Genomic DNA, 13,289 nt, shown 5'->3' with positions numbered 1-13,289 from the left:
CTGAGGCTCCCTTTTTTACTTCTGCCGGGCTTATACGCCAGCCTGCAGAATGCGGATGCTGGTTTCCAGCACGTCGCCTTTGACCGCTTCAGCGTAAGCCTTCATGTGCGGCGTTTGCAGATGCGCTTCAAGATGCGCGACGCTTTCCCACTGCTCGACCATGACGATCGAATCCGGGGCGGAAGTCTGGAAACTCACGCCGGCGGCGTGGTCAACCAGCGGCGCGTAGCCGTGGCAGCCTTCTTCCTGCAGTACCACTGGGACAATTTTAGCGAACTGATCCAGTACCGCCTGACGGTGGTGTTGGCCCGGACGAGTACGAATTTCGGCAATCACTGTTAACATGGTTAACTCAACTCCTTCTGTGTGTAAACTCGCCATACTTCAAGGTTAGTGACTTGAATAACAGCGAGTGTAGACATCTAGTTAACCAAAAATCTCGGCCAGATGCTTGCGATATTCTGCGATGACGTGGGGAACGTCAGGCATTTTAATCACGTCGTTGGCGATAAAGGTCGGCATCGCGCTCATGCCAAGGAACTGATTGGCTTTGTGGAACGGCAGGTAAACGCCATCAACGCCGACGCCGTGGAAGAATTGATCTTTATCGGTGAAGGCTTCCATCGGGGCATTCCAGGTCAGCGACAGCATGTACTGTTTGCCTTGAATCAATCCGCCGGAGCCATATTTTTTGCTGTCATCGGAGCGGGTACGGCCATCGCTGGCGTACAGAGAACCATGGCCTTCGGTGAAGACGTCATCCATGTACTTTTTCACGGTCCACGGCGCGCCCATCCACCAGCCCGGCATCTGCCAGATAACCACATCGGCCCACAGGAAATTCTGCACTTCTTCTTTTACATCGTACTCGCTTTCCGCGCGGACGATTTTAACATCATGCCCGACGTCGCGCAGATAACCATCCGCGACCTCGGTCAGGGTGTCGTTTAATTGGCCATTAGAGTGAGCGAATTTTTTCGCCCCGTTGATAATCAGGATATTGCTCATTTTTTGCCCTCAATCTATTAAATTTGTCGGCAATTTTACCCCGCGAAGCGGGGCAGTAAAATGAGCAAAATGTGCAAAGTCTTTTGCATTTTTGGCAATAATGCGGCTACCAGTAAACGCGCGCCTCGAAGCCGCCGCCGCGCGCGTTAGCAAAATCAACCCGCATACCGTGCAGCGAGGCGATGCGGCGAACGATCGATAAGCCTAATCCGCTGCCGGGGGCGTCCTGGCCCGGCGGACGATAAAAACGCTCGCCAATGCGCGCCAGGGCTTGCGGACTAATGCCTGGACCATTGTCGCGAACCCGGAACTCGCGGGCGGAAAGCGTAATATCCACCCGGCTACCGCGCGGGCTATAGCGCACGGCATTATCCAGCAGGTTGCGTACCAGTAGGCTTAGCAGCAGCGGCTGGCCGGTACGGACGATATTGCTGGCATTCAGATGCAGGCGTAGCTCAATGGTGGACTGCTGCGCGTGGTGATACATCTCCATCACCGCCGACTGCAGCAGGTCGTCGATGGCGACCGGCTGCACGTCATCCAGTTGCGCCAGGGAATCCAACCGCGACAGCGTAAGTAATTGATCGACCAGTCGGGTAGCGCGGTCGATGCCCTGATGTAATTGCGCCAACGCTTTATCCCGACCTTCAGGATCGTCCATTGAAAGCTGGGCAACTTCGGTTTGCACTTTCAGCGCCGCCAGCGGGCTGCGCAACTCATGGGCGGCATCAGAGGTAAAGCGGCGCTCGCGCAGCATGGTTTCGTGGGTATGGCTGAACAGTTGGTTCAGGGCATCGACCAGCGGGCGAACTTCTGAAGGGATTTTGTCGTCCGACAGACGTTCCGCCGAGTCCGGCGCGCGCTGGCGCAGGGTGCGAGCCAGTTTCTTCAACGGCGCCAGCTCGCGGCTTAATAGTACGATGAGCAACACGAACATCAGCGGTAGCGCGACCAGCCACGGCGTGAGCTGCGAGGTCACAATATCCATCGCCATTTCCCGGCGATAATCCCACTCCTGACCGACGGCGATACGATGGCGGCCGTCAGCGGTGGTCAGCCACAAGAAGCGCCATTGGTCGTCATCGCCGCGCAGGTAGCCATCGCTGAAGCCTTCGCGCTGCGAGCCCCATTGAATGTCTTCGCCGTTTTCACCATCGTTAAGCACCATTTTCCCGTCGCGGGTGAAGATAGCGAAGGCCAGCGCGTCATCATCAAGATGGCCGTGTTTAACTTTTTTCTTTTCGCGGATCTGCTCCGGTCGCGTCTGCAGCTCATCGACATTCATCGCGCTCAGGCGGCGGGCGAAGAGCAGTTGTTGGGTATCAAACAGCTTATCCAGCTTTTCACTGGTCTGCTGCCAGGCGATAACGCTGGCGATCCCCCAGGCGGCGCTGGTTAGCAGGACAAACAGCAGCGTCAGGCGCAGGCGCAGGCTTAAACGGGCGAGTCGCTTCATGCGTCACCCAAGGTATAGCCGATGCCGTGCACGGTACGGATAAAACCGCTGCCGAGTTTGCGCCGCAGATGGTGGACGTGAACTTCCACGGCGTTACTGGAGACCTCGTCGTCCCAGTTATAGAGTTTTTCCTCGATAAGCTTACGCGGCAACACGCGCCCGGCGTTGCGCATAAGCAATTCCAGCAGGGCGAACTCCTTCGGCTTTAGCGCCAGGCTTTCGCCGTCGAGGCTGGCGGTTAAGCGGTTCGGGTCGAGGGTCACCTTACCGTGGCGTAGCTCGCTGCTGCTCTGGCCGTGAGCGCGGCGGATCAGCGCCTCGAGACGCGCCGCTACCTCAATCAGGGCGAAGGGTTTACACAGATAGTCATCGGCGCCAAGCTGTAGCCCTTCGACCCGCTGGCTCAGCGCGTCGCGGGCGGTGAGGATCAGCACGGGTTCATTACGGCCTTTATCGCGCCATTCGCGCAGAATATCGAGACCGTCAATGCCGGGGAGAGTAAGGTCAAGTATCGCGGCGTCATAAGGGGCGCTATATAAGGCGTTTTTGCCCTCCTGGCCTGCGGTGAACCAGTCGATGCTGAAGCCCATTTTGCTCAGCCCGGCTTTGATGCCGTCACCGATCAGTTTGTCATCTTCCACCAATAATATGCGCATGTTTCCCTCCGACGATCCCGTTTCTTTGCGCAGTAAACCGCGTTGAAGCAGGGGATGTACAGCATTAAAATTTCTTTTTTCCGCTTAAGAAGTCGTTAAGTTTTGTCAGGCGTAATAGGAGCCATACCAACACATAAGGGAGAATATAAGATGAAAAAAATTGCTGCGATGACCGCGATTATTGCTTTGGTTTCCATGCCGGTACTGGCCGCCGGGCAGGGTGGATTCACCGGACCGTCTACTACCACTACCTCGCAGGCCGGCGGCTTCACCGGGCCGAGCGGCGCGGTGACCACCGTGGCGAACGCCAAGTCGCTGCGCGATGACACCTGGGTGACCCTGCGCGGTAAAATCGTCGAGCGCATCTCTGATGATCTGTATAAATTCCAGGATGCCTCCGGCGTGGTGAACGTCGATATCGACCATAAGCGCTGGAACGGCGTGACCGTCGGCCCACAGGATACGGTAGAAATTCAGGGTGAAGTCGATAAAGACTGGAACTCGGTAGAGATCGACGTGAAGCAGATCCGTAAAATCACGCCATAAGGTACGTGCCGGATAGTGCGCAAGATCGGTCAGGAATCGCTATCCTCGCTCTGGCAGAGTATGTCGCGTGGAGGAGACGATGAACGATATTAAGGCCAGCCCGGCGTACGTCGGGCGTTTTCAGCGAGTCTGTTTGTACATTGAGAATCATCTTGATGAGCCGCTAACGCTGGAGGCGCTGAGCGCGATTGCGTATAGCTCGCCTTACCATTTTCACCGGCAATTTAGCGCGTATACCGGCGTTCCGCTGTACCGGTATATTCAGTGGTTACGCCTGCGGCGCGCCTGTTGGCGCCTGGCCTTCAACCCGCACGATAAAATCATCGATATTGCCCTTGATGCCGGATTTCAAAATTCGGAGTCGTTCAGTCGCGCCTTCCGTACCGCGTTTGATCAAAGCCCGACTCAGTTCCGTCAGCGACCGGATTGGGCCGAGTGGCATCGACGCGTACCGAAACATACGCTACAGGAGCAAACTTCGATGGACGTAAACATCATTCAATTTCCAGCTACAAGGGTCGCCATACTACAACATCGCGGGAGCCCGGACCTGGTCAACGCCACCGCCGCGCGTTTTATCGCATGGCGTAAAACGAGCGGGCTGTCGCCAGTCGCCACCAGCGAAACCTGGGGCATTGCCTGGGACGATCCGCAAACAACGCCAGGCGACGCGTTTCGTTTTGATATCTGCGGTACCGTCGATCGGCCGATTAGCGAAAACGCGTTTGGCGTGATTAACGGCGAGATCCCGGCAGGCCGTTGCGCCGTGGCCCGCCACCACGGTTCGCTGGACACGCTGGCGCAAAGCGTCTGGTTCCTCTATCGCGACTGGCTACCCGCCGCCGGGGAGACGCTAAGGGATTTTCCGGTGTACTTCCGCTACCTCAATTTTGTGCATGAAGTTGGCGAGCATGAACTCCGCACCGATATTTATTTGCCGCTAGCCTGATTGATATCCTCATCCTCTTTAACCGATCTCACTTCCTGTGACTCAGGGCGTGAGATCGGGTATTATCGCGGGTAGTTTTGCCGCCGCAATGGCCGCGTCCCAGATTGAGGATCCACGATTAATGAGCGATATGGCAGAGCGCCTCGCGCTACATGAATTCACGGAAAATGCCTACCTGAACTACTCCATGTACGTCATCATGGACAGGGCATTGCCGTTTATTGGCGATGGCTTAAAGCCGGTTCAGCGCCGCATTGTCTATGCAATGTCCGAGCTGGGCCTGAACGCCAGCGCCAAGTTCAAAAAATCCGCCCGCACCGTCGGCGACGTGCTGGGTAAATATCACCCGCACGGCGACAGCGCTTGCTATGAAGCGATGGTGCTGATGGCGCAACCGTTCTCTTACCGCTATCCGCTGGTAGACGGCCAGGGGAACTGGGGGGCGCCGGACGATCCGAAATCCTTCGCGGCGATGCGTTACACCGAATCCCGCCTGTCGAAATACGCCGAATTGCTGCTCAGCGAACTGGGTCAGGGCACCGTCGATTGGGTACCGAACTTTGACGGTACGCTGCAGGAGCCGAAAATGCTGCCGGCGCGTCTGCCGAACATCCTGCTGAACGGCACCACCGGCATCGCCGTTGGTATGGCGACCGATATTCCGCCGCACAACCTGCGTGAAGTGGCGCAGGCGGCGATTACGCTGCTGGAAAAACCGAAAACCACCCTCGATGAACTGCTGGATATCGTGCAGGGGCCGGACTACCCGACCGAAGCGGAAATCATTACCCCGCGCGCGGAAATTCGCAAAATCTACCAGAACGGCCGCGGTTCGGTACGGATGCGCGCCGTGTGGGCGAAAGAAGACGGCGCGGTGGTGATTAGCGCGCTGCCGCATCAGGTGTCCGGCGCGCGCGTGCTGGAGCAGATCGCCGCGCAGATGCGTAACAAAAAGCTGCCGATGGTTGATGATCTGCGTGATGAATCGGATCATGAAAACCCGACCCGTCTGGTGATCGTGCCGCGTTCCAACCGCGTGGATATGGAGCAGGTGATGAACCACCTGTTCGCCACCACCGATCTGGAAAAGAGCTACCGCATCAACCTCAACATGATCGGCCTGGACAACCGTCCGGCGGTGAAGAATCTGCTCGAAATCCTGACGGAGTGGTTGACCTTCCGTCGTGATACCGTGCGTAACCGCCTGAACTACCGGCTGGAAAAAGTCCTCAAGCGCCTGCACATCCTCGAAGGTTTGCTGGTCGCGTTCCTCAACATTGATGAAGTGATTGAGATAATCCGCCACGAAGATGAACCAAAGCCGGCGCTGATTGCCCGCTTCGGCATCAGCGAAACCCAGGCGGAAGCGATTCTGGAATTAAAACTGCGCCATCTCGCCAAACTGGAAGAGATGAAGATCCGCGGCGAGCAGAGCGAGCTGGAAAAAGAGCGCGATCAGCTGCAGGCGATTCTGGCCTCCGAGCGCAAGATGAATAACCTGCTGAAGAAAGAGCTGCAGGCCGATGCCGATACCTTTGGCGACGACCGCCGTTCGCCGCTGCGCGAACGCGAAGAAGCGAAGGCGATGAGCGAGCACGATATGCTGCCGTCCGAGCCGGTCACTATCGTTCTGTCGCAGATGGGCTGGGTGCGTAGCGCCAAAGGTCACGATATCGACGCGCAGGGGCTGAGTTACAAAGCCGGCGATAGCTGGAAAGCGTCGGTGAAAGGCAAGAGCAACCAGCCGGTGGTATTCATTGATACCACCGGGCGCAGCTACGCCATCGACCCGATTACGCTGCCTTCCGCCCGCGGCCAGGGCGAACCGGTCACCGGTAAAGTGACGTTGCCGCCGGGCGCCAGCGTAGAACATATGCTGATGGAGGCAGACGATCAGAAGCTGCTGATGGCTTCCGATGCCGGCTACGGTTTCGTCTGTACCTTCAACGACCTGGTGGCGCGCAACCGCGCCGGTAAGGCGCTGATTACGCTGCCGGAGAACGCGCATGTCATGCCACCGCTGGTCATTGAAGACGATGCCGATATGCTGTTGGCGATCACCAACGCCGGGCGCATGCTGATGTTCCCGGTGAGCGATCTGCCGCAGCTGTCGAAAGGCAAAGGCAATAAAATTATCAACATTCCGTCGGCGGAAGCCGCCTCCGGCCAGGATGGGCTGGCGCATCTGTTTGTCCTGCCGCCGCAGAGCACGCTGACCATTCATGTCGGCAAGCGTAAGATCAAACTGCGGCCGGAAGAGCTGCAAAAAGTCACCGGCGAGCGCGGCCGTCGCGGTTCGCTGATGCGCGGCCTGCAGAAAATCGACCGCGTGGAGATCGACTCCCCGCGCCGCGCCTCGGCTGGCGACAGCGAAGAGTAAGACCCGCATCCTTCACCCGGCTGGAGGATGCGAAAATTTGCCGCAAAATCGTTGTTTATTCAGGCATTGCGATTAACATGTCCTCCAGGGGCGGAAATTTTCCGCCCCGCGTTGAGAGGGCAGCGGTGTCCTGAACCTGTGATTCAACGGGTATAACGCTAAGCGGTTTGGGTTTCAGAGGAAGCTATGTTATTTATTTTTCGACTAATTTTTGTTGTCATTTATTGCATCGTGGTGTGCATATTTGGCAGTCTTTACTGCTTGTTCAGCCCGCGCAACCCTAAGCACGTCGCGACGTTTGGTCATCTGTTTGGCCGTCTGTCCCCGGTATTCGGCCTGAAAGTCGAACTGCGTAAGCCCGCGGATGCGGAAAGCTACGGCAATGCGATCTACATCGCTAACCACCAGAACAACTATGATATGGTGACAGCGTCAAATATCGTGCAGCCGCCGACGGTTACTGTAGGGAAAAAAAGCCTGCTGTGGATCCCGTTCTTTGGCCAGCTTTACTGGCTGACGGGCAACCTGCTGATTGACCGTAATAACCGAACCAAAGCGCACGGCACTATCGCCGAAGTAGTGAATGCGTTTAAAAAGCGTAAAATTTCGTTCTGGATGTTCCCGGAAGGGACCCGCAGCCGCGGCCGCGGTCTGCTGCCCTTTAAAACCGGCGCGTTCCACGCGGCCATCGCCGCTGGCGTACCGATTATTCCAGTATGCGTGTCGAATACATCGAACAAAATTAAACTCAATCGCTGGAACAACGGTCTGGTGATTGTCGAGATGCTGCCGCCGGTCGATACCAGCCAGTACGGTAAAGATAATGTGCGCGCGCTGGCGACACACTGCCGCGAGCTGATGTCCGCAAAAATCGCCGAGCTGGATAAAGAAGTGGCCGAGCGCGAAGCGGCTGGAAAGAAATAATACAGGAAACGCCGCGAACGCGAGCGTATTGCTGGCGGGAAACGAATTCCCTTTTTGCATTGTCAGTATTTCATGGAGTTAATATGTCACTCAGTCGGCGTCAGTTTATTAAGGCTTCAGGTGTAGCGCTGTGCGCAGGCGCCGCGCCGCTGAAGGCTCATGCCGCCGGCCAGCAGCCGGCGCTCCCCATTCCGCCTCTGCTGGAATCCCGTCGCGGTCAGCCGCTGTTTCTGACCCTGCAACGTTCTCATTGGTCATTTACCCAGGGCACGCGCGCGCCGGTATGGGGCATCAATGGCCGCTACCTGGGGCCGACCATTCGCGTCTGGAATGGCGATGACGTCAAACTTATCTACAGTAACCGCCTGACCGAAAATGTCGCCATGACGATTCGCGGCCTGCAGGTGCCGGGCCCGCTGATTGGCGGCGCGGCGCGCATGATGTCGCCGAATGCGGATTGGGCGCCGGTATTGCCGATTCGCCAGAGTGCGGCCACTTTGTGGTATCAGGCGAATACCCCGAACCGGATGGCGAAACAGGTTTACAACGGCCTGGCGGGAATGTGGCTGGTGGAAGATGAAGTCAGCAAGAATCTGCCAATTCCTAATCATTATGGCGTTGATGACTTCCCGGTGATTATTCAGGATAAGCGGCTGGATAACTTCGGTACTCCGGAATATAGCGAACCGGGCAGCGGTGGTTTCGTGGGCGATACCCTGTTGGTCAACGGCGCGCAGGGGCCCTATGTCGAAGTCTCACGCGGCTGGGTACGACTGCGTCTGCTGAACGCTTCTAACTCGCGCCGCTATCAGCTGCAGATGAGCGATGGTCGTCTGCTGCACGTTATCTCAGGCGATCAGGGCTTCCTGCCGGCGCCGGTCTCACTTAAGCAATTGTCGCTGGCCCCCGGCGAGCGGCGAGAAATTCTGGTGGATATGACCAACGGCGATGAAGTGTCGATTACCTGCGGCGAAGCGGCGAGCATCGTCGACCGTATCCGCGGTTTCTTCGAGCCGTCGAGCATTTTGATCTCCACGCTGGTGTTGACGCTGCGTCCGACCGGGCTGCTGCCGCTGGTTACCGATAGCCTGCCGGTGCGGCTGCTGCCGACCGAGCTGCTCTCCGGCACGCCGCTGCGCAGCCGCGATATTACGCTCGGCGACGACCCCGGCATCAATGGCCAACTGTGGGATCCGCAGCGTATTGATATCACCGCCCAGCAGGGTACGTGGGAGCGCTGGACCGTGCGCGCCGACCGCCCGCAGTCGTTCCATATTGAAGGCGTGATGTTCCAGATCCGTAACGTTAATGGAACGATGCCGTTCCCGGAAGACCGAGGCTGGAAAGATACCGTATGGATCGACGGGCAGGTAGAACTGCTGGTGTATTATAACCAGCCTTCCTGGCCGCACTTCCCGTTCCAGTACCTGAGCCAGACGCTGGAGCTCGCCGACCGCGGCTCGATTGGCCAGATTCTGGTGAATCCGGCGCCGTAATATCCGTAACCCTGGCCGCAACACGGTCAGGGTTTGAGAAAATCCTCCTTCATTTCCACTATCATTCCGGCTTATAATCCACGCCCTTTTGGTTATTTTTTTATCATTTTCCCCGGAAGCAATATGAGCGCAATATCCCTGATCCAGCCGGATCGTGACCTATTTTCCTGGCCGCAATACTGGGCTGCCTGTTTTGGCCCTGCGCCATTTCTACCAATGTCGCGTGAAGAGATGGATCAACTTGGCTGGGATAGCTGCGACATTATTCTGGTGACCGGCGACGCCTACGTCGACCATCCAAGCTTCGGTATGGCTATCTGCGGCCGTATGCTGGAAGCACAGGGCTTCCGCGTAGGGATCATCTCTCAGCCGGACTGGAACAGCAAAGAAGACTTCATGCGCCTGGGTAAGCCGAATCTGTTCTTCGGCGTGACCGCGGGCAATATGGACTCAATGATCAACCGCTATACCGCCGACCGTAAGCTGCGCCATGACGACGCTTATACCGCCGGCAACGTCGCGGGTAAGCGCCCGGACCGCGCGACGCTGGTTTATACCCAGCGCTGTAAAGAAGCATGGAAAGACGTGCCGGTGATCCTCGGCGGTATTGAGGCCAGCCTGCGCCGTACCGCGCACTACGATTATTGGTCCGATACCGTGCGCCGCTCGGTGCTGGTGGATTCAAAAGCCGATATGCTGATGTTCGGCAACGGCGAGCGCCCGCTGGTAGAAGTGGCGCATCGTCTGGCGATGGGCGAGGCCATCGGCGATATTCGCGATGTGCGTAATACCGCGATCATGGTAAAGGAAGCACTGCCGGGCTGGAGCGGCGTTGACTCCACGCGTCTGGATACGCCGGGCAAAATCGACCCGATTCCGCATCCGTACGGTGAAGACCTGCCGTGCGCAGACAACAAACCGGTGGCGCCGAAAAAAGCTGAGGCCAAAGCCGTTGTCGTGCAGCCGCCGCGGCCAAAACCGTGGGAAAAAACCTACGTATTGCTGCCTTCCTTTGAGAAGGTCAAAGGCGACAAAGTGCTGTACGCTCACGCGTCGCGCATTCTGCACCATGAAACCAACCCAGGCTGCGCCCGCGCGCTGATGCAAAAGCACGGCGAGCGTTATATCTGGGTTAACCCGCCGGCGATCCCGCTGTCGACTGAAGAGATGGACAGCGTCTTTGCGCTGCCGTACAAGCGTGTGCCGCATCCTTCTTATGGCGATGCGCGTATCCCGGCCTACGAGATGATTCGCTTCTCCATTAACATCATGCGCGGTTGCTTCGGCGGCTGTTCTTTCTGCTCGATCACCGAGCACGAAGGGCGCATCATCCAGAGTCGCTCCGAAGATTCGATAATCAATGAAATCGAAGCGATTCGCGACACGGTCCCCGGCTTTACCGGCATTATTTCCGATCTTGGCGGCCCAACCGCCAATATGTATATGCTGCGCTGTAAATCGCCGCGCGCTGAGCAGACCTGCCGTCGTCTCTCCTGCGTCTACCCGGATATCTGCCCGCACATGGATACCAACCATGAGCCGACGATTAATCTGTACCGTCGCGCCCGCGACCTGAAAGGCATCAAGAAAATCCTTATCGCATCGGGTGTGCGTTACGACATCGCCGTAGAGGATCCGCGCTATATCAAAGAGCTGGCGACCCACCACGTCGGTGGCTATCTGAAGATCGCTCCGGAGCATACCGAAGAGGGGCCGCTGTCGAAGATGATGAAGCCGGGCATGGGCAGCTATGACCGCTTTAAAGAATTGTTTGATACCTATTCGAAGCAGGCGGGTAAAGAACAGTACCTGATCCCGTACTTTATTTCCGCCCACCCAGGGACGCGCGATGAAGATATGGTGAACCTGGCGCTGTGGCTGAAACGTCATCGCTTCCGTCTCGACCAGGTACAGAACTTCTATCCGTCGCCGCTGGCGAACTCAACCACCATGTATTACACCGGCAAGAACCCGCTGGGTAAAATCGGCTATAAGAGCGAAGACGTGGTGGTGCCGAAGGGCGACAAACAGCGCCGTCTGCATAAAGCGCTGCTGCGCTATCACGATCCGGCAAACTGGCCGCTGATCCGTCAGGCGCTGGAAGCGATGGGTAAAAAGCATCTGATTGGTTCACGCCGTGACTGCCTGGTACCGGCGCCGACCCTTGACGAGATGCGTGAAGCGCGTCGCCAGAACCGCCATACCCGTCCGGCGCTGACGAAGCATACGCCGGTTGCGCATCAGCGCCAGACGCCGGCCGCGCCGGGCGCGAAAAAGCGTATTAAGCCGAAGACGGCGTCCCGCTAAGCCGCTTCTCCGGCGGGTGCGCTCGCCGGGGGAAAGCCTGTCATATAAGGAGAGAGAACGATAATGACGCCGGTAATCCTGTCACGACAGCAGCTGGAAATGTTGTGGGAGATAGATCGCAGTGAAATTATCGACACCCTTTATAAGCTCGATAATGGCCGGCTTCAGGCGTACTCGCAATATTATAATGTGCGAGGTTGGGATCCTCACGATCGCCAGGTTTATACGCCTATTCACGAGGCCTGCTACGATCGCGGCGGTATTTTTTTCGCCTTTTTCGAGCAGGATAAAATCATTGCCGCGGCGGCGATTGATACCTTGCCACGGGGTGAAAAGGGCGATCTACGCCAGCTGCTATTCTTTTATGTGGGCGCGGCGCAGCGTGGCCAGGGATGGGGACGGCGTCTGTTTGATTATGCGCTGCAGCAGCTTCCTGATCTGGGCGCGTCCGGCCTGTATATTTCGTCCATTCCCAATAAAAGTACCGTTGATTTTTATCTCTCACAGGGGTGTCGTTTAATTGATGAGCCCGACCCGGAGCTGTTTGCTCTGGAGCCTGAGGATATACATTTAATTTGCGAAAGCCCTTAGCGCCGTGCGGCGCTAAAGGCAAAAGTGAAGGGGATTAACCGCCGAACTGGTCCGGGTCGGGGCCGAGACGTTTGCCCTGGTCCAGCTTAGCGATTTCACTGAGTTCGTCTTTGTCGAGACGGAAGTCCCAGACGTCAACGTTTTCCGCGATACGCGATGGCGTGACGGATTTCGGGATTACCACCAGTCCGCTGTCGAGATGCCAGCGAATGACGATTTGCGCAGGCGTTTTGCCGTATTTATCCGCCAGATGGTGGATAATTTTCTGATCGAAGACCCCTTTGCCGCCCTGCGCTAATGGGCTCCAGGATTCGGTCTGGATTTTGTGCGTGGCGTTCCATGCATGTAGCTGACGCTGCTGCATTAACGGGTGCAGCTCAATCTGGTTGATCACGGGGGCGACGCCGGTTTCATCGATCAGCTTTTGCAGATGCGGCACCTGGAAATTACACACCCCGATGCTTTTTGCCAGCCCTTGCTGCTGTAGTTCGATCAGCGCCTGCCAGGCTTCGACGTAATGGCCTATCGCTGGCACCGGCCAGTGGATTAAATAGAGATCCACATAGTCCAATTTCAGCTTGCTGAGGCTCTCTTTTAGCGCTTCATGCGGCCGTTTTTGATCGTCATTCCACAGTTTGGTGGTGATGAAGAGCTCATCGCGATTGACGCCCGCGCTGCTTAACGCGTTGCCGACGCCAGCCTCATTTTGGTACGCGGCGGCGGTGTCAAAAGAACGATAACCGACTTCCAGCGCCTTATGAATGGCGGAGACGACTTCCTCGTTGCCTGCTTTCCACACGCCGAGACCCAGCTGCGGCATCAGGTTGCCGTCGTGTAGTTTAATAACGGTTGGATGTGTCATGCCTTCCTCCTGTTAATGAACTCAGCGTCAAAAATCCGCCGAGGGGTAGCATTAAGTCTGGACGAAATAGCTAAAAACGGTAGTAAAAACACCTCTCCTTGACGTTTGTTTAAC

General features: G+C 57.0%; 11 protein-coding genes and 1 pseudogene. 7 read left to right on the top strand and 5 right to left on the bottom strand.

The window, feature by feature from the left end; genetic code table 11:
• Positions 1–30: 30 nt before the first annotated feature.
• The 4 genes from PGQ95_RS02010 to qseB form a co-directional block, all read right to left on the bottom strand.
• The gene (locus PGQ95_RS02010) at positions 31–345 is read right to left on the bottom strand and encodes a putative quinol monooxygenase (RefSeq protein WP_015369654.1); all 315 of its coding nucleotides are present in this window, start codon (positions 343–345) and stop codon (positions 31–33) included.
• Between the two features lie 81 nt (positions 346–426).
• Positions 427–1,008, bottom strand: a complete 582-nt coding sequence (locus PGQ95_RS02005) for an NAD(P)H-dependent oxidoreductase (RefSeq protein ID WP_020077910.1) — start codon at positions 1,006–1,008, stop codon at positions 427–429.
• 106 nt (positions 1,009–1,114) lie between these two features.
• The gene (qseC, locus tag PGQ95_RS02000; protein WP_430916833.1) at positions 1,115–2,464 is read right to left on the bottom strand and encodes a quorum sensing histidine kinase QseC; all 1,350 of its coding nucleotides are present in this window, start codon (positions 2,462–2,464) and stop codon (positions 1,115–1,117) included.
• Entirely contained in the window at positions 2,461–3,120 is a 660-nt protein-coding gene (gene qseB / locus PGQ95_RS01995; RefSeq protein ID WP_015369657.1) for a quorum sensing response regulator transcription factor QseB, read from the bottom strand. Before qseB ends, qseC begins: the two co-directional genes overlap by 4 nt.
• A 150-nt stretch (positions 3,121–3,270) precedes the next feature.
• Here qseB and PGQ95_RS01990 point away from each other — a divergent pair, with 150 nt between their 5' ends.
• The 7 genes and pseudogenes from PGQ95_RS01990 (at position 3,271) to PGQ95_RS01960 (ending at position 12,313) form a co-directional block, all read left to right on the top strand.
• A complete protein-coding gene (locus tag PGQ95_RS01990; protein ID WP_015369658.1) occupies positions 3,271–3,666 on the top strand; it encodes a YgiW/YdeI family stress tolerance OB fold protein in 396 nt (131 codons plus the stop codon).
• A 79-nt stretch (positions 3,667–3,745) separates the two neighbouring features.
• Complete coding sequence (locus tag PGQ95_RS01985; RefSeq protein ID WP_113373072.1) at positions 3,746–4,615, top strand: AraC family transcriptional regulator; 870 nt, start codon at positions 3,746–3,748, stop codon at positions 4,613–4,615.
• Positions 4,616–4,736: 121 nt separating this feature from the next.
• Positions 4,737–6,995, top strand: a complete 2,259-nt coding sequence (parC, locus tag PGQ95_RS01980; protein ID WP_113373071.1) for a DNA topoisomerase IV subunit A — start codon at positions 4,737–4,739, stop codon at positions 6,993–6,995.
• A gap of 186 nt (positions 6,996–7,181) precedes the next feature.
• A complete protein-coding gene (gene plsC / locus PGQ95_RS01975) occupies positions 7,182–7,919 on the top strand; it encodes a 1-acylglycerol-3-phosphate O-acyltransferase (RefSeq protein WP_087859817.1) in 738 nt (245 codons plus the stop codon).
• An 83-nt stretch (positions 7,920–8,002) separates the two neighbouring features.
• Positions 8,003–9,415, top strand: a complete 1,413-nt coding sequence (gene ftsP, locus PGQ95_RS01970) for a cell division protein FtsP (RefSeq protein ID WP_087859816.1) — start codon at positions 8,003–8,005, stop codon at positions 9,413–9,415.
• Between the two features lie 33 nt (positions 9,416–9,448).
• Positions 9,449–11,786, top strand: a pseudogene (locus PGQ95_RS01965) (YgiQ family radical SAM protein).
• Positions 11,786–12,313 carry a GNAT family N-acetyltransferase gene (locus tag PGQ95_RS01960; RefSeq protein ID WP_430916830.1) on the top strand — a complete coding sequence of 176 codons (528 nt, stop codon included), beginning with the start codon at positions 11,786–11,788 and terminating at the stop codon, positions 12,311–12,313. Before PGQ95_RS01965 ends, PGQ95_RS01960 begins: the two are co-directional and overlap by 1 nt.
• Before the next feature lie 34 nt (positions 12,314–12,347).
• On the opposite strand, the gene dkgA is transcribed toward PGQ95_RS01960, so the two are convergent.
• Positions 12,348–13,175 carry a 2,5-didehydrogluconate reductase DkgA gene (gene dkgA, locus PGQ95_RS01955; RefSeq protein WP_430916828.1) on the bottom strand — a complete coding sequence of 276 codons (828 nt, stop codon included), beginning with the start codon at positions 13,173–13,175 and terminating at the stop codon, positions 12,348–12,350.
• Between the last annotated feature and the right edge of the window lie 114 nt (positions 13,176–13,289).

The organism is Klebsiella sp. 141240 (assembly GCF_050600805.1).
Lineage (GTDB): Bacteria > Pseudomonadota > Gammaproteobacteria > Enterobacterales > Enterobacteriaceae > Klebsiella > Klebsiella aerogenes.
This window is presented reverse-complemented; position numbering and strand designations above follow the sequence as displayed.